The organism is Ruthenibacterium lactatiformans (assembly GCF_000949455.1).
GTDB classification, from domain to species: domain Bacteria; phylum Bacillota; class Clostridia; order Oscillospirales; family Ruminococcaceae; genus Ruthenibacterium; species Ruthenibacterium lactatiformans.
Map to the genome: position 1 here is coordinate 99,100 of NZ_JXXK01000008.1, position 15,918 is coordinate 115,017.

15 protein-coding genes are annotated in these 15,918 nt (G+C 59.1%); 4 read left to right on the forward strand and 11 right to left on the reverse strand.

Features of this window, described 5'->3' with window-relative positions:
* Positions 1-61 precede the first annotated feature (61 nt).
* Entirely contained in the window at positions 62-2,626 is a 2,565-nt protein-coding gene (locus TQ39_RS07750) for a bifunctional diguanylate cyclase/phosphodiesterase (RefSeq protein ID WP_050005134.1), read from the forward strand.
* Positions 2,627-2,806: 180 nt separating this feature from the next.
* On the opposite strand, the gene TQ39_RS07755 is transcribed toward TQ39_RS07750, so the two are convergent.
* From TQ39_RS07755 to TQ39_RS20805, 4 genes are all read right to left on the reverse strand, one after another.
* On the reverse strand, positions 2,807-3,181 hold the full coding sequence (locus TQ39_RS07755; RefSeq protein ID WP_050005135.1) for a metal-dependent transcriptional regulator: 375 nt from the start codon (positions 3,179-3,181) through the stop codon (positions 2,807-2,809).
* Between the two features lie 428 nt (positions 3,182-3,609).
* Positions 3,610-4,047 carry an RrF2 family transcriptional regulator gene (locus TQ39_RS07760; RefSeq protein WP_009323601.1) on the reverse strand — a complete coding sequence of 146 codons (438 nt, stop codon included), beginning with the start codon at positions 4,045-4,047 and terminating at the stop codon, positions 3,610-3,612.
* 216 nt (positions 4,048-4,263) lie between these two features.
* Complete coding sequence (locus tag TQ39_RS20800) at positions 4,264-4,422, reverse strand: hypothetical protein (protein ID WP_156146242.1); 159 nt, start codon at positions 4,420-4,422, stop codon at positions 4,264-4,266.
* 2 nt (positions 4,423-4,424) lie between these two features.
* The gene (locus TQ39_RS20805; RefSeq protein WP_009323599.1) at positions 4,425-4,601 is read right to left on the reverse strand and encodes a hypothetical protein; all 177 of its coding nucleotides are present in this window, start codon (positions 4,599-4,601) and stop codon (positions 4,425-4,427) included.
* 191 nt (positions 4,602-4,792) lie between these two features.
* On the opposite strand from TQ39_RS20805, the gene TQ39_RS07770 reads away from it, so the two are divergent.
* Entirely contained in the window at positions 4,793-6,013 is a 1,221-nt protein-coding gene (locus TQ39_RS07770; protein ID WP_050005137.1) for a GNAT family N-acetyltransferase, read from the forward strand.
* 63 nt (positions 6,014-6,076) lie between these two features.
* Here the strand turns inward: TQ39_RS07770 and TQ39_RS07775 are convergent, their stop codons facing one another.
* The 7 genes from TQ39_RS07775 to TQ39_RS07805 all read right to left on the reverse strand — a co-directional run bounded on the left by TQ39_RS07775 (position 6,077) and on the right by TQ39_RS07805 (position 13,885).
* Complete coding sequence (locus TQ39_RS07775; protein ID WP_050005138.1) at positions 6,077-7,453, reverse strand: citrate/2-methylcitrate synthase; 1,377 nt, start codon at positions 7,451-7,453, stop codon at positions 6,077-6,079.
* 186 nt (positions 7,454-7,639) lie between these two features.
* Entirely contained in the window at positions 7,640-8,308 is a 669-nt protein-coding gene (deoC, locus tag TQ39_RS07780) for a deoxyribose-phosphate aldolase (RefSeq protein WP_050005155.1), read from the reverse strand.
* 156 nt (positions 8,309-8,464) lie between these two features.
* Complete coding sequence (locus TQ39_RS07785) at positions 8,465-9,559, reverse strand: BMP family lipoprotein (RefSeq protein WP_009323595.1); 1,095 nt, start codon at positions 9,557-9,559, stop codon at positions 8,465-8,467.
* Positions 9,560-9,885: 326 nt separating this feature from the next.
* Complete coding sequence (locus TQ39_RS07790) at positions 9,886-10,311, reverse strand: cytidine deaminase (RefSeq protein WP_050005139.1); 426 nt, start codon at positions 10,309-10,311, stop codon at positions 9,886-9,888.
* A gap of 5 nt (positions 10,312-10,316) precedes the next feature.
* Entirely contained in the window at positions 10,317-11,030 is a 714-nt protein-coding gene (gene deoD / locus TQ39_RS07795) for a purine-nucleoside phosphorylase (protein ID WP_009323593.1), read from the reverse strand.
* A 36-nt stretch (positions 11,031-11,066) separates the two neighbouring features.
* Positions 11,067-11,855 (reverse strand): tyrosine-protein phosphatase, encoded by a 789-nt coding sequence (locus tag TQ39_RS07800; RefSeq protein WP_050005140.1) that lies wholly within the window; start codon positions 11,853-11,855, stop codon positions 11,067-11,069.
* A 44-nt stretch (positions 11,856-11,899) separates the two neighbouring features.
* The gene (locus TQ39_RS07805) at positions 11,900-13,885 is read right to left on the reverse strand and encodes a fructose-1,6-bisphosphatase (RefSeq protein ID WP_050005141.1); all 1,986 of its coding nucleotides are present in this window, start codon (positions 13,883-13,885) and stop codon (positions 11,900-11,902) included.
* 105 nt (positions 13,886-13,990) lie between these two features.
* Between TQ39_RS07805 and TQ39_RS07810 the strand changes: the two genes are divergently transcribed.
* Both TQ39_RS07810 and TQ39_RS07815 read left to right on the forward strand, forming a co-directional pair.
* On the forward strand, positions 13,991-14,884 hold the full coding sequence (locus TQ39_RS07810) for a radical SAM protein (protein WP_050005142.1): 894 nt from the start codon (positions 13,991-13,993) through the stop codon (positions 14,882-14,884).
* Between the two features lie 10 nt (positions 14,885-14,894).
* Positions 14,895-15,857: a hypothetical protein gene (locus TQ39_RS07815; RefSeq protein WP_050005143.1), complete on the forward strand. Its 963-nt coding sequence runs from the start codon at positions 14,895-14,897 to the stop codon at positions 15,855-15,857.
* Positions 15,858-15,918 lie beyond the last annotated feature (61 nt).

Here is a 15,918-nt window from a genome sequence, read left to right on the forward strand (position 1 = left end):
CCCCGTGCGCCGTCATGGACCGAATTTTATGGCACACTTGTGCCAAAAAGGAGGCTGGCTTATGATGGATACGCCCCGCGAGAACTCCACTCACGACTCCGGTGTTTGGCTTCTGGACAGGATCATGAACCAGATGAACGCAGGCGTTTATATCACCGATGTGGACACGGACGAGATCCTGTTCATGAACAGCGGCATGAAAAAGCAGTTCGGCCTTGTGGAGCCGGAGGGAAAAATCTGCTGGCAGGTGCTTCAAAAAGGGATGAGCGAGCGCTGTCCCTTCTGCCCCGTGCCGCGTCTGCTGCGGGACGGCCCTTCCGCAGCACCGCTCCGCTGGGAGGAACATAATACCAGCAACGGCTGCATCTATGAAAACTTCGACAGCCTGATTCAATGGCACGATGGCCGGCTCGTCCACTTTCAGCATTCGCTGGACGTAACGGAATACCATAAGCTCTCCATTGCGGCAACCACCGACGAACTGACGGGCGCGCTGAACCGACGCGCGGGAAAGGCCGCGCTGGCGGAGATGGCCGCTGCATGCGCCCGAACAGGCGAACCTTTCTCGCTTTGCATGTTTGATGTGAACGACCTGAAAAAGGCCAATGACCATTTCGGGCATGCTGCCGGGGACCAGCTGCTCGTTTCCATTGCAGAGGCAGTGCGCGGCGTGCTGCAGGAAGGCGATGTGCTCTGCCGCCTGAGCGGAGATGAATTTCTGGCGCTGATGCGCGGCGCACCACGAGAGCAGGCGGTACAGCGTATGAATACAGCGCTGGCAGCCCTGCATGGAGTCCAGGCGCTGTCCGAGCAGGCGGACGCGTTTTCCTTCGGCGTTTTAACGCCGGAGCCGAACGGTCCCGCGCGCTCCGTCGCACAGCTATTAAGCGACGTGGATGAAAAGCTCCACGAAAAAAAGCGGCGTCTCCACATCGCCAACGCCCAGTACGCGTTGCTGCATTCCCCACAGCGCAGCCCCGGCGTGGACTTCACCTATGATACGATTTATCTGCTGGACGCTCTGGTGCAGAGTACCGACGACTATGTCTACGTCTGCAACATGAAAACCGGCGTTTTTTGTTATCCCCAGGCCATGGTGGACGAGTTTGACCTGCCCGGCCGCGTCATTGCCAACGCGGCGGCCGTCTGGGGTGCGAAGGTGCATCCCAACGACAAGCAGGCGTTTCTGGAAGCCAACCAGGAAATCACGGACGGCCGTGCCGACAGCCATTGTGTCGAATACCGCGCCTGTAACCGCCACGGCGAATGGGTTTGGATGCGCTGCCGCGGGCACCTGGAGCGCGACGCGGGCGGCGAACCCGTATTGTTTGCGGGTATCATCACCAACTTGGGAAAAAAGAACAAAGTGGACCACCTGACGGGCGTATTTAACAAATTCGAATTTGAGCACGAGGTGCGCCGCCTGCTGGACGCCCAGCCCCGCGAAGGTGTGTGCGTGCTGTTGTTCGGCATCGACGGCCTTAAACGCATCAACGGCCTGTACAATCGGTTGTTTGGGGATGAGGTCATCCGTATCGTCTGCCAAAAACTGCAGACGCTCGCTCCTCCGGGGGGCACAGTTTTTCGGCTGGACGGCGATGAATTCGGGGTCGTCCTGCGCGGCGGCACATTGCGTGCTGTCCAAGGCTATTTCGGTGCTGTGCAGCAGGCCTTCAGCACACAGCAAACCTTTGACGGCAGTAAATTTTTCTGTACGCTGTCTTGCGGATGTGCCTTTGCCCCGCACGACGGCACCACCTATCTGGGCCTGCTGAAGTGCGCCAGCTCTGCGCTGGACCACGCCAAGCGCCACGGGAAGAACCGCATGGAGGTATTTTCGTCCGCCATTCTCGGCCCGGCTGAGCGAGCCATGGAGCTGACGGAGCTTCTGCGGGAAAGCATCGAAAACGGCTGCAATGGTTTTTCTCTGCATTACCAGCCTGTCTTTTCGCCGGACGGGCGCCTTTGCGGCGCAGAGGCACTAAGCCGCTGGCAGTGTGCGCGGTTCGGCAGTGTGCCGCCCGGTGAGTTCATCGCACTGCTGGAAAAGAACGGCATGATCCTTTCCTTCGGCCGCTGGGCCTTTCGGCAGGCGGTGCGCCAGTGCGCGGTTTTTCTGGATGAGTATCCGGCGTTCAGCATGGCTGTCAATCTCTCCTGCCTGCAGCTGGAGGACCCGACCCTGGTGGAATATCTGGCCCAAACGCTGCGCGAAGAGGGCGTGAGCGCGGAGCATATCATCGTGGAACTGACGGAAAGCTATCTCGCGCCGAATCTGGAACGGCTTTCGGGACTTCTGGCACAGATGCGCGGCCTGGGGCTGCGTGTGGCCATGGACGATTTCGGAACGGGTTATTCCTCCCTCAGCGTCCTCAAGCACGCCCCTGTCGACATCGTGAAAATTGACCGGAGCTTTGTACAGGGGCTGTGCGGCAGTGCTTTCGACCACTCTTTCGTACACCTGATGGTGGAGCTTTGCCACAGTGTAGGCATCCGCGTGTGTGTGGAGGGCGTAGAAACTACGGCCGAGCTTGCCGCTTTGCAGCCTTTCGGCGCGGATTATCTTCAGGGGTTTTTGCTGGGACATCCTGAGCCCGCAGCCCGTTTCGCGCCGTTGTTCCTGTAAGTCGTGCAAAGACAGCCGCTGCACTACTGTTTTTGACGCATCTCCGGGCGCTTGGACTCCAAGCGGTGTGCCGTTCTGGCTCATGTGGCCGCATGGATTGCTTTGCTGCGCAAAGCCGCCAGAAAAAGCCGCTTTCCCTCGCGAGGGAAAGCGGCTTTTGATTTACCTTACGGAGCTGCATTATTTTTCCGGTATCCGCGCGGCATATTCCTTAATTTTTTCAAAGCTCTCCGCACTGATGACATGCTCCACACGGCAGGCGTCCTCGGCCGCTGTCTCGGGCGAGACACCCAAACGAATCAGGCAGTCCGTCAACAGGCGGTGACGCTCATACACGCTCTCCGCCGCCGCGCGGCCCGTCTCTGTCAGACGGATGAAGCCGTCCCGGTCCACCGTGATGTATTCCGCACCGCGCAAAAGGCCCATGGCCCGGCTCACACTGGGCTTTGTAAACCCCAGCTTTGCGGCGATGTCAATGCTGCGTACCGCCCCTTTTTCATTCTGGAGCACCAGGATCGCCTCCAGATAATCTTCACGCGATTCAAACGAACGCATTTCTCGTCCCTCCTGTCTGTGCTGTTTTGGGGCATGCGGCCCGTTGAACCAGGCCCTTGTAATAAAAACAGGCTGTAAACTATGTTTTAGTTTACCACATCCGCGCCGCTTTCTCAAGCGCGGCAGAATATGGCGTCGCCCGCGCGGCAAAATACCGCGCGGGCGATGTTCCGTCTGTTTGAATTTCCCGTCAAAGATTAATGAGTCATCCACAGTGTGAAAGCTGCCGCCAATGCAGCGCAGCCAACCAGCAAATACAGCCATTGAACCGGACGGCGCGCATGGGTTTTCTGCCCCGGCACAGCGAACGCCCCTTTCTCTTCACCGCATCGGGTGCGGCTTCATTCCATGGTTCTATTAAACCACAGAAAAAGAACGATCCTGCTGCCGAAAGCCTTACAAAAAACTTACGGTTTTTATCCGGCGCGTCACAGCACACATTCCGGGTTGCCCCGCTGCCGGCTCACCTCGGCAAGCATGGCCAGTGTCACCCTGTCCAACACATCGTTCACCGCGTCATCCATCTGTTCCCACAGCCAGCGCGTGGCGCACTGCTCCGCCCGCGGGCATTCCGGCGCGTCCTGTGCAAGGCACGCTACCGTAGCAAGGTCGCCCTCCGTCAGCCGCAGGATCTGCCCCGCTGTGTATTTCTCGGGGGCATAGGCCAATCGGTAACCGCCTTGTGCGCCGCGCACGCTGCGCACAAAGCCCGCTTTTACAAGCTGTGAGATGATCTGCTCCATATACTTTTCGCTGATCTGCTGACGCGCAGCAATGCTTTTGACCGAACAGTACTCCTCAGGGTCCGCCAGTGCCAGATCCAGCATCAGGCGCAGCGCATAGCGCCCCCGGGTAGAAATTTTCATGGTACACGCATCCCTCTTGTTCCCCGCAAAAGGTGCAGAGATTTTTTCTTTTTATTATAAACGGGGAATTGCGCGGCCGCAAGTCAAAACCGGCAAAATAGATACGCTTTTTACTGCTTTTCTCCACAAAAAGACAAAGCAGGCCGCCCCGCGGGCTCTCTTTTCCAGAAAAGCCCTGCGGAACGGCCTGAAAACGGCGCAGAGCGTACCGGCGCTTTACAGATGATGCGCAAAGCCCTCGGCCAGCTTCTGCAGCTCGCCCTTCGTCGTCACACGCGCGTCCCATTGCAGGATCTGCGCGCGCACCGTTCCGGGCAGCGCGATCCACACATCCCGCAATTCCGGGTCCGCGCGGTAATATTCATCCAAAAGCATGCTCAGCCCTCCGTTCTGCGTCCGCCGTCGTACAGCTTGGCCAGATTTTCAGCAAATACAGCCAGGCTGTCCAGATCCTCCAGCTCCACATCCGCGTGGCGTACGGCATTTTGTACGGGAGCCGGCAGGTTTTGATAAAATACGAGCATTTCCGGCGTGTAATCCTCAAGATTCTGCATTCTTTTCACCTCTTGCGGTTAGGATGCGCGGCGGCCGGGAAAATATTCAAACGGTAAAAAACACCTGCGGCGGCCGGGAAAACCCATTTGGGGGTTGGCACTGGCGCATGGGGCGTGGTATGATAAGGTCAGGAATCAATGTAAATGCCACTGGCGGCGCAGTGCGCCGCTCAAGCGAAAGGATCCTTGTTATGCAATACACATCACTGCCCGACGGGTTCACCATTCAGGAGCTGGACGCCTCCCATCTGGAGCAATTCAACGCACTGCTGCGCTATGCGTTCCAGGTAACGGAAGAGGAGCTGGTCCAGGTGGGCTGGCAGGAGGATGAAATCAAGCAGTCAAAATTCCCCATTCTGGAATCAGCCCATGTACTGGGCTGCTTCGAGGGCAAAACGCTGGCCGCGCAGATCGCCGTATATCCCATGCAGGTAAATGTGGAAGGCTCGCTGCTGGATACCGGGTTCGTCACCGGCGTGGCCACCTATCCGGAATACGCGGGCATCGGCCTGATGAGCACGCTCATCCGCCAGGCGCTCACCGATATGCGCGGGCGCGGACAGAGCATCTCGTTCCTGTGCCCGTACTCCATCCCCTTTTACCGTCACAAGGGCTGGGAGATCGTGTCGGACAAAATGACGTTCCGCATTCGGGACAATCAGCTGCCCAAGCCCCAGCCTGTGCCGGGAAAAGTGCGGCGCATCGCCTGGGACGATCCCTCCCTTGCCGCGGTGCATGACCGCTTTGCCGCCAAAACACACGGCTGTCTTGTGCGCAACGCGCTGGCCTGGGATGAATACTGGCGGTGGGATGTGGACGACGAGGTCGTGGCCATGTACTACGACGCCGCGGACGAGCCGCAGGGTTATCTTGTCTATCTGCTCAAGCGCGAGATCTTCAAGATCAAGGAAATGGTATATCTGAACGATGAGGCCCGGCGCGGCATGTGGGATTATGTCACGGCCCACTATTCCATGGTCACCGAGGTCTCCGGCTGCAACTATACCAACCATTCGCTGGCTTTCACGCTGGAGGACAGCGATATCCGCGAGACCGTGCAGCCCTATGTGATGGCGCGCATCGTAGATTTTGCGGCGTTCATCATGAGCTATAATTTTGCCGAAGCCTCCTCGGGCGATGCCATAACCTTCCTTATCCACGACAAAGTGCTGGACTGGAACGAACAGGAGTTTACCGTGCGGTTCCATGCAGACGGCACACATACGCTTTCGGCGGAACCGTCGCCCTACACCGCGGAAATGAGCATCGGCACGGCCATCTGCATGCTGATGGGTTACAAGCGCCCTGCATACCTGAAAAGCATTGACCGCCTGACGGCGGACGCCAAGACCACGGCGCTGCTGGAACGGCTGATTCCCACGGGCAAGGCATATTTTTCAGATTATATCTGAAGCATTCCACGCAGAGCAATGCAAGACCGGGAGCCTGGAAGGCTCCCGGTCTTGTTTTGTAAATTATTTGCGGTCGTGCAAAGGCACATAGTCCACCCGCGGTTTGACACTCTTGTATGCAGGACGGATGATTTTGCCCGCATTGATGAGCTCCTCGATGCGGTGGGCGCTCCAGCCCGCGATACGGCTGATGGCGAAAATGGGGGTATACAGCTCCAGCGGCAGGTCCAGCATGCTGTAAACGAAACCGCTGTAAAAGTCGATGTTGGCGGAAACGCCCTTATAGATCTTACGCTCTTCTCCGATGACCTTGGGCGCAAGGCGCGCCACTGCTGCATACAGCGCATATTCCTCATGGCGGCCCTTCTCCTCAGACAGCATCTCCACAAAGTGTTTGAACACATTGGCGCGCGGGTCGCTCAGGGAGTATACCGCATGGCCCATGCCGTAGATCAGGCCCGCTCTGTCGAAGGCTTCCCTGTGCAGCAGCGCGCGCAAATAGGCCTCGACGGCCTCTTCGTCCGTCCAATCCCTGACATTCTGTTTCATGTCTTCGAACATCTGAACTACCTTGATGTTCGCACCGCCGTGCTTGGGCCCTTTCAGGCTGGCCAGAGACGCCGCCACGGCAGAATAGGTGTCGGTGCCCGAAGAAGTAACCACATGCATGGTGAAGGTCGAGTTGTTGCCGCCGCCGTGCTCGGCGTGCAGCACCAGCGCCAGATCCAGGATTCGGGCCTCCAGCTCGGTATATTTGCCATCCGCGCGCAGGATGTGCAGCAGGTTTTCAGCGGTGGAAAGCTCGGGCACGGGGTTGTGGATGAACAGGCTTTTGTCCAGCACATAGTGGCTGTACGCCTGATAACCGTATACCGAGAGCATGGGGAACAGCGCAATGAGCTGCAGGCACTGGCGCAGTACATTCTCGGTGCTGTTGTCCGTGGCCCGGGCGTCGTAGCTGTACAGCGTCAGCACACTGCGGGCCAACGTATTCATCATGTCGGCGTTGGGCGCCTTGAGGATGACGTCGCGCACGAAATTCGTGGGCAGCGAGCGGTAGCCCGCCAGCAGCTTCTTAAAATCATCCAGCTGTGCCTCATCCGGCAGCGCGCCAAACAAAAGCAGATAAACGGTTTCCTCAAAGCCGTACCGCTTTTCGCGGATAAATCCCGATACGATCTGCTCCACATCCACGCCGCGGTAAAACAGCTTGCCTTCGCAGGGCACCTTTTCGCCGTCTACCATTTTGCTGGACTGTATTTCACTGATCTCTGTCAGGCCTGTGAGCACGCCGTTGCCGTTCAGGTCGCGCAGGCCGCGGTTGACAGCGTACTTCACATACATTTCCGGCTCGATGACATTGTCCGCAAGGCACAGCTTCGTCAGCGCCTTGATCTCGGGCGTAATGGCCGAGTAATCGATGGATTTGTCGATGGGCATAGTGGTTCCTCCTTTTCCCGTTGTTCCCGCCGCGTTGCGGCGAAAAATTCTTCTAAAATAATGTGAACATGTTCATTATACCATAAAATCAGCAAATAATTGTTAACAATCTGTCACTCGCGGTAAAAAATATCCCGATAAAAAACGTCCCGGCGCCGCGAAAATACGGTGCCGGGACGGCGGGCTTCAATATTCTGTGCCGGAAGCCTCGTTGTTGAATATTTTGATGGCACTGGATGTACCCAGCCTGTCGGCGCCAAGCGCGATGAAGCGTTCCATATCCGCCACGCTTCGGATACCGCCTGCCGCTTTGATCCTGCAGCGGCCCTTCACACACCGCGCAAACAGCGCGATATCGTCGAATGTGGCCCCGCCGGTGGAAAAGCCGGTAGAAGTTTTAATGAAATCCGCTCCCGCTTCACACACCACGCCGCACATCGTTTCCTTTTCCGCATCTGTCAGCAGGCATGTCTCGATGATAACCTTCAGCACCTTGTTCCCCACGGCCTGCTTCAGAGCGCGGATCTCATCCCGCACGTAATCGGTATCCCCCATTTTCAGCCGGCCGATGTTGATGACCATATCGAACTCCTCGCATCCCTCGGCCAACGCCTGCTTTGCCTCAGCCACCTTTGCCGCCGTCGTCGTGGCTCCAAGCGGGAACCCGATGACCGTGCACACAGGCACGCGGCCGCCCAGATATTCCACGGCACGTTCCACCCAGCACGGGTTGATGCAGATGGATGCGGTGCTGTTTTCCAACGCCTCATCGCAGATACGGCGGATGTCCTCCCAGCCTGCGTCCGCTTTCAGCAGCGTGTGGTCTACCTTTGCCAATATCTCCTGTTTTGTCATACAGCTCCTCTTTTCCCGGGCGCGCGGCCCGTCTGTGTCTATTTGTTCCGCCCGCACCGGGCGCTTTTCTTTATTGTACCCGTTTTCCCTGCGGCGCGCAAGAAAACCAAAGGCGGGACAGCCGCAGCCGCCCCGCCCTTTTGCGCTTGAAAGCAATTATTTCACTTCGGTGACGACAACAGCCTTCACGGGGATATCCGTAAGGGCGATCTCGTTGTTGTCCGCATCCACATTCTTGAGGATGTCGGAAGCGATGTTGTTTGTGTTGTTCTGCAGCGCGGCAAACAGCGTGTCATAATCCGCTTTCGCAAAGCTGTCGAACTTGGCGGTGTCCATGGCCAACGCAACACCGTTGTTGGCCGCGTCGTAGACCTTGTTTTCGCCGCCGGGGAAAGAACCGTTGTAATATGCGGCAATCATATCATAAACGGAGGTGCCCAGGCCCTTCATCGCGGAGGTGATAACCGTCTCGGATTCGCCGGACTGGTCCACGTCCACACCGATGACCTTGGTACCGGCCGCTTCCGCAGCCGCCATCACGGAGTTTCCGACAGCGCCGCCCGCTGCAAAAATGACCTCGGTGCCGTTGTTGTACCAGGACGCGGCCTGGTTCTGGGCTTCCGGCGTGGCGTCAAAGCCGCCGGTGTAGTTGTACATCAGCTCAATGCTGCCGTCAGCCATGCCGAGCTCCTGCGCGGCATACTCGGCGCCCTGCACAAAGCCGTAGCCGTATTTTACAACGGCAGGCACGGCCATACCGCCCATATAGCCCAGCTTCGTCATGCCGTCCTTGACGGCCGCATAGCCGGCCAGGAAGCCCACCTGCTCCTCGGCGTAGGTGATACCCACGCAGTTGTCGGCGGTCTTATAGTTGTAGTCCGCATCATGCGGGTTGCCGTCAATGAGGATGAACGTCACGTCCGGATACTGGTCCTGCGCGATGTAAACAGGCTCCTCAAACAGGAAGCCCGGCGTCACGATGACCTTCGCGCCGTTCTTCACAGCCTGGTCGATGGATTCCAGGTACGCGGTGGTGCTCTTTTCCGTGGGCTGATAATACTGGTGGGAGATGCCTTTTTCCTCGGCATACTTCACCAGGCCCTCCCAGGCGCCCTGATTGAAAGATTTGTCGTCGATGGTACCAATGTCGGTGATGAGGGCAAGTTCCGCTTTTTTGCCGCCGGCGGCACAGCCGGCGAACACGGAAAGCGCCAACACGACAGCCAATGCAAGTGCAAGCAGTTTTTTCATGTCAACTCTCCTTTTCGGTCGTCCGTCCCGGACGGGGCGGACAGATGATTCCATTGCCGTGCATAGAACGGCAACAGCTCCTTTTTTACAGCCGCCTCCGGCGGCCGCGGCCCAAAAGCCGCTCTTATGAATTCCCTTGTCCAGTATACAGAATCCCCGTGTGTTTTTCAAGCCCGCCCGGCATGGCGCAGATTACAAATTTTTTACAGCGCCGCTGTGCAAATGCTTCAAAAAGGCCGCAGCATGCTCCTGAAAGCGCGCGGCCGGGCACGGGCCGTCCGGCTGCACCGGGGCGCTGCAGAACGGCCGCTTTTTATCAAAAAACGTCACAGCACCTTTTCCGGGCCAAAGCCCAAAGGCAGCAATTCGCCCAGCGTCATTTCCTGCCAGTCGTTTTCGCTTTTCGCCATGATAACCCGTAAATCCGGCCCGCCAAACTCGTACAGCATCTGCCGGCATACGCCGCAGGGCGATGTGATAAGCACGTCGTCCGGCGCGCCGTCTTTTGCTCCCACCACGGCAACGGCTGCAAATTCATGCACCCCCTCGCTCACAGCCTTAAACAGGGCTGTACGCTCGGCACAGTTGGTCGGGGTGAACGTGGCGCATTCGATGTTGCAGCCTGTATAGACGCTGCCGTTTTTGGCCAGCAGCGCGGCGCCCACCTTGAAATTGGAATAGGGCGTGTAAGCATACTCCCGCGCGGCGAACGCGGCTCGGATGAGCGCTTTCCGGTCGATGTTCTGTTCCATCGTCGTCACTCCAATACACTTCCCAGCGCGATCTCCATCATATTCGTGAAGCTCGTCTGGCGCTGCTCGGCCGTCGTCTCCTCATGGGATACAAAGCTGTCGGAAATTGTGAGCAGGCACGCGGCGTTTTTTTTCGTGGCGGCCGCATTGTGGAACAGCGCAAAGCTCTCCATCTCCACGGCAAGACAGCCCTTTTCGTCCCGCAGCTTTTCCCAATAATCCGGCTCGGCGTCGCGGTAAAACACGTCGCTGGAATGCACCGCGCCCTCAATGAGCGGCATGCCCAGCCGCGCCGCGCTTTTGCGCAGTGCGCCGCACAGCGCCTCGGAGGGATAGGTCACGTCCTTGTCATAGCCGTTCTGCGTTTTGGCATAACTGCTTTCGCTGTATGCGCTGGTGGCCAGCACCACGTCGAACACCTTGGCCTGCGGGCTGTACGAGCCCGCCGAACCGATGCGGATGATGTTTTCCACGCCATATTGGGTGAACAGCTCCCAGGAATAAATGCCGATAGACGGCATGCCCATACCGCTTCCCATCACGGATACCGGCACACCCTTATACGTGCCGGTGTAGCCCAGCATGCCGCGCACCGAGGTAACAAGCCCCGGGCTTTCCAAAAAGGTCTCGGCAATGAATTTTGCGCGCAGCGGGTCTCCGGGCATGAGCACGGTTTTTGCAAAATCGCCCGCGGCGGCCGCATTGTGTGGGGTAGACATAGTTTTTTCTCCTTTACTGTCGGGTGATGCGCGGCCTCATACAAGGTAACGCGCGCGGATGTCCTCAAGCTCTGCCGCGCCGATTTCAAACTCGGCCCGCAGATATTCTTCAAAAGACGGATATTTTTCTTCAATGGCGTCCAGCGCACTTTCAATGCTCTCCCGCCGTACGCCTGTGGCGATTTCCGTCACCTGCTGCGCCTGCGCTGCGGGCAGTCCCGCCCGCTCCAGCATTCCGCGGAACTGGTCCCGCCCCGTGGTGCGGCAGGCATTGGTCAATAGATAATCCTCCACGATATCCTCCCGGGAAACGCCCAGCGCCTTGAGGATGAGCGCCGCCGCCACGCCCGTGCGGTCCTTGCCGGCGGTGCAGTGGAACAAAATGGGCGTTTGCCCGGCGCGGATGGCGCCGAACAGCGCCCGGTACGCCGGGTTGCCAAAGGGCATCCGTGCGTAGCTCTCATGCACGCCTTCTGTCAGCATCCGAATGCCGTCTTCACTGCGAAGCAGCTTTTCCAGGTCGAAATCCACCTCGCTGCCGTCCTCAGCCAGCATGGCGCTGGCCGGAATGTTCACCACGCCGGGGAAATCCGGGTCCGGCGCGAGCGTCCGCTCTTTTTCCGAACGGAAATCGAACACGGTACGCACGCCCAGCGCCTCGAAACGGGCGCGGTCCGCCGGAGTTTTAATATTGGCAAGCGCGGGGCTGCGGTAGAACGCGCCGTATTTGACATGCCTTCCGCCGCAGCCTGTATATCCGCCCAGCTCCCGAAAATTTTCGCACGCTTTAAACGGCAGCGGCGCGCCGGGTCTCTCTTGCTGCATGGGGTTCAGCCTCCTGTGTTTTTATGGCAGACGCATGCCTTGCATCACGCCTGCTCTTTCACGCTGCCGTCCGCGTACGCGGCCAACAGCTTTTTAAGGTCCGCGATCTGGTCCTTCAGCCGCGCGCCCTCGTCCGTATCTTCTACATAGACGCGTTTGCCGCTGGGCTCGAACACGTCCTTGGTAGACAGGATGTCCAAATTGTCCAGAATCGCCTTCTGGGTGCTTTCAAACGGGCCGTGGCTGCGCAGGGAAAGCCCGCGGGATGAAGAAACCAGCGTGTATCCCGCGATGCCCGTGCGCTGATGGTACGCTTTACAGAAGCCGCCGTCTATGACAATGAGCTTTCCGCCCGCCTTCACAGGCTGCTCGCCGCTGGCCGCGCGCACCGGAATGTGTCCGTTCACGATATGACCCGTTTCAAAATCCAGCCCAAACTCCGCAAAAATGCGCCGCGCGGTGCCGCGCGCCACAGCCTCATCCTCGTTTTCGATGTGTGCATAATAAGGGTTTTTCCGTTCGGGAAATTCGCCGTCCACGAACAGATGTTCAAAAGACGCCATGCGGTCCCGCCCGAAAATGGGCGACAGCGGGCCACACCACAGATAGTATAGAAAATCCCGCCCGCGGCGGCGCGCATCGCTGCCCACGGGCGCGAAATAACCCTGGCGCGCCATGCGTTCGCATTTGTCCATCCACGCACGTCCCGAAAACGTCTCCCCGCCGTATTCCACCCGGGCGAACTCCCCGTTTTCATCCAGCGGCACGGCTCCGTGAAACAGCAGATTGTTGTTTTCAATGCGGTACACGCTTCCCTTGGCATACAGAAAGCGAACGTGCCGCGCCAGTTTTTCGCTCTGCATGAAGCTCTGGCACAGCTTATCCAGCACGTCGCGCTCGCCGGGCGTCAGCGCGGCGGGGCGTGCGGGGTCCACCGTGGGAAAATCGCAGTCTTTCATGTGGTATTCCACGCCGTCGATCACGATGGTCTGAGACACGAAATCCACCTGTTCCAGCAGGGCGCGGCCCTGCATGCCGAAATCCGGGTTGCGGCCGATCAGCGCGCATTCCAGCTTGAACAGCATTACGGCGATGGCCTTGTGCATCCGTGCGGTGCGTGCAAGGTCAGCCGGGGTATACTCGCCCTCCTCTACCAGCTTGGGCCAAAAGCCGGAAACGTCCGTGTCCCGGTACACCTCCTCGGCATATTGGGAAAGCGGCCTCAGGCTGATGCCGTAGCCGTCCTCCAGCGTCTCCAGATTGTTGTAGCTGAGCGTCACATGGATGACGCTGGCAACGCACACCGTGCTGCCGGCCGCCGCGCCCATCCACTGCACGTCGTGGTTACCCCACTGTACATCCACGGAATGGTGGCGCATCAGCTCATCCAAAATGATGTCCGGCCTGGGGCCGCGGTCGAAGATATCACCCACGATGTGCAGGCGGTACACGGCCAGCCGCTGGATGAGCTGCGCCAGAGCGGTGATAAAGTCATCCGCACGGCCAATGTCAATGATGGAATCCAGAATACGCCCGTAGTAAAATTCCTTATCGTGGTCCTCAAAGTGGGCGTGCAGCAGCTCGTCCAGGATATATGCAAAATCCCCGGGCAGGCGCTTGCGCACAAAACTGCGGGTGTATTTGGAGGACATCATGCGGCACACGTCGATCAGCCGGTACAGCGTCTTTCGATACCATGCGCCCAGGTCGCTCTGCCGCGGCTTCAGCTGGGCCAGCTTCTGCGCGGGATAATAGATCAGCGTTGCAAACTCCGCGCGCTCGGCGTCGGACATCTCGCCGGCCAGCACACGGTCCACCTTTTCCTTGATCACGCCGGAGGCATTTCCAAGTATATGCGTAAAGGCGTCGGATTCACCGTGCAGATCGCTCATAAAGTGCTCCGTGGGCTTCGGCAGCCGCAGGATGGCCTGAAGGTTGATGATCTCACTGGAGGCCGCAGCCACGGTGGGATACTCCTTTGCAAGCTGCACCAGAAACTTTTCTTCTGCCGTATGAAGCATTTTTTGCATGAACAGCCCCCTTTCCGGGATTTCTTCTTAAGGAATATTGTACCACAAATGCAGAAAATATGGTACACTATCCCTTGAGAAAATCGGGACGGGGGAGGATAAGGCATGGAGACGCCCACCCACTGTACGTTGTGTCCTCGCCGCTGCGGGGCGGACCGCACGCGGACGCATGGCCTTTGCGGCGGCGGCGGTATGGTGAAAATCGCGCGCGCGGCGCTGCATTTCTGGGAGGAGCCCTGCATCTCCGGCACACAGGGCAGCGGCACGGTGTTCTTTTCGGGCTGCCCGCTGCAATGCTGCTACTGCCAGAATCACGGCATCAGCGCCGGAAATTTCGGGCGGGAGATATCCACCCGGCGCCTGGCGGATATTTTTCTGGAGCTTCAGGAGCAAGGCGCACACAACATCAACCTTGTCACGGCGGGGCATTACCTGCCCTGGGTATGCGAGGCACTCGATATGGCCCGGCCCGGGCTGCATATCCCGGTGGTATACAATACCAGCGGCTATGAAACGCCCGAGGCCGTGGCCGCCCTGCGCGGCTATGTGGACATCTGGCTGGCGGACGTCAAATACCGCTCGCCGGAGCTTTCCGCCGAATATTCAAACGCGCCGGACTATTTCGAGGCTGCCCGCACCGCCGTAAAGGCGATGATCGCGCAGGCCGGGCCGCCTGTTCTGGACGGTCAGGGACTGATGCGCAGCGGCGTTATCCTGCGGCATCTGGCACTGCCGGGCGCCGCGGCGGATACCCGCGCCGTGCTTCGCTTTATGGCCAAAGAACTTCCGCCGGGAAGCTTTTTGACGAGCCTGATGAGCCAGTACACGCCGTTCTACAAGGCGAAGGAGCACAAGGCCCTGGGGCGGCGCATTTCGACGTATGAATACCGAAAGGCTGTGGACTATGCGGTAGAGCTTGGCCTGACGGAAGGCTTCATGCAGGAAAAAAGCAGTGCAAAGGAGGAATACACTCCCGCTTTCAATTTGGAAGGCGTGTGAGGGAGCTGGTATGGAGGAAAAGGATTCTCTTGCGGTTTATTACGGAAAAAATTTCTGGACGGCGCCCCAGGGCGCACCGGCGCAGGCCGTGCCCGTGGACTGGCAGTTCACCTGGGCCGGGCATTTGTGCCGCATCCCGGCGCTGTATGTTTCAGACGCCGGGCTTACGCTTGATGTGCTTCTGTTTCTGGACAGCGGCGCGGTGCGCACGTTCTGCAAAAAATATGCGGGGGTGGACGGCGAGCGCCTCACGCCCTTGGAAGAGCGGATGTTGGAGGGAGAACGGCCCATCCCGGAGGCTTCCTTTTCCCCGCGCCTGATCAACGGCCTGCCTGTGGAGCCGTGCGCATCCAGCAGCTTCACCTGGGTTCCCTTTGTGCGGCGCGAACGGCCCGACGCCGCCGTAGACGCCGTGCGCGCCGCTTACGCTTCCCTGTGCCTGCCGGGCGACTGCTATGTGTGCCACCGTGTGCACGCCCCCTGGCCCCGCGGGATGCAGACCGCTGTAAAAAGCCTGTCACTGGAGGTCGCCGCCGGGCCGCGGTGGATGCCCGTCGGCCGCGAATTCGCCGTCAACGAAGTGAGCGCTGCCGCCTGTGCGGTGCCTTTCGCACACCCGGCTACAGGCGCAAAGCACACGCTTTATGTAAATGAACTTGCTTTCCTTCACCGCGGCCCCACACCGCGCCTGCCGCAGTTGGAGGAGGGCTGGCTGCCGGTGATCGCCTACGAGATCGTGCCGCCCCTGCCCGCCGGCGAGGAACCGGAGCTGATGGAAACGGGCCTGCCGCCCATCGAATGCACCGGACCGGTTGGCGTAGCGCTGAGCGACAGCGGCCCCGGCCCGCACGGCACAAAGCCACGCGCAGCCTGCGGCTGGCTGCGCGGCGCGCAGGGCGGCGCGGTACATATGGCGCTGGCAGGCATCCATGCTCAGCGTGGAAGTTCTCTGCGCTATTCCTTCGAGGTGTAAGCATCCTCAGGAAGCCGCCCGGCTTTCCCGCCGGGCACGCTGAGCTTTCTCTCCTTCTTTT

What these genes read in the sequence shown, in the direction of transcription:
- TQ39_RS07750 (WP_050005134.1), top strand. Translation starts at nt 62, where the DNA reads ATGATGGATACGCCCCGCGAGAACTCCACTCACGACTCCGGTGTTTGG.
- TQ39_RS07755 (WP_050005135.1), bottom strand. Translation starts at nt 3,181, where the DNA reads ATGCGTTCGTTTGAATCGCGTGAAGATTATCTGGAGGCGATCCTGGTG.
- TQ39_RS07760 (WP_009323601.1), bottom strand. Translation starts at nt 4,047, where the DNA reads ATGAAAATTTCTACCCGGGGGCGCTATGCGCTGCGCCTGATGCTGGAT.
- TQ39_RS20800 (WP_156146242.1), bottom strand. Translation starts at nt 4,422, where the DNA reads ATGCTTTTGGATGAATATTACCGCGCGGACCCGGAATTGCGGGATGTG.
- TQ39_RS20805 (WP_009323599.1), bottom strand. Translation starts at nt 4,601, where the DNA reads ATGCAGAATCTTGAGGATTACACGCCGGAAATGCTCGTATTTTATCAA.
- TQ39_RS07770 (WP_050005137.1), top strand. Translation starts at nt 4,793, where the DNA reads ATGCAATACACATCACTGCCCGACGGGTTCACCATTCAGGAGCTGGAC.
- TQ39_RS07775 (WP_050005138.1), bottom strand. Translation starts at nt 7,453, where the DNA reads ATGCCCATCGACAAATCCATCGATTACTCGGCCATTACGCCCGAGATC.
- deoC (WP_050005155.1), bottom strand. Translation starts at nt 8,308, where the DNA reads ATGACAAAACAGGAGATATTGGCAAAGGTAGACCACACGCTGCTGAAA.
- TQ39_RS07785 (WP_009323595.1), bottom strand. Translation starts at nt 9,559, where the DNA reads ATGAAAAAACTGCTTGCACTTGCATTGGCTGTCGTGTTGGCGCTTTCC.
- TQ39_RS07790 (WP_050005139.1), bottom strand. Translation starts at nt 10,311, where the DNA reads ATGGAACAGAACATCGACCGGAAAGCGCTCATCCGAGCCGCGTTCGCC.
- deoD (WP_009323593.1), bottom strand. Translation starts at nt 11,030, where the DNA reads ATGTCTACCCCACACAATGCGGCCGCCGCGGGCGATTTTGCAAAAACC.
- TQ39_RS07800 (WP_050005140.1), bottom strand. Translation starts at nt 11,855, where the DNA reads ATGCAGCAAGAGAGACCCGGCGCGCCGCTGCCGTTTAAAGCGTGCGAA.
- TQ39_RS07805 (WP_050005141.1), bottom strand. Translation starts at nt 13,885, where the DNA reads ATGCAAAAAATGCTTCATACGGCAGAAGAAAAGTTTCTGGTGCAGCTT.
- TQ39_RS07810 (WP_050005142.1), top strand. Translation starts at nt 13,991, where the DNA reads ATGGAGACGCCCACCCACTGTACGTTGTGTCCTCGCCGCTGCGGGGCG.
- TQ39_RS07815 (WP_050005143.1), top strand. Translation starts at nt 14,895, where the DNA reads ATGGAGGAAAAGGATTCTCTTGCGGTTTATTACGGAAAAAATTTCTGG.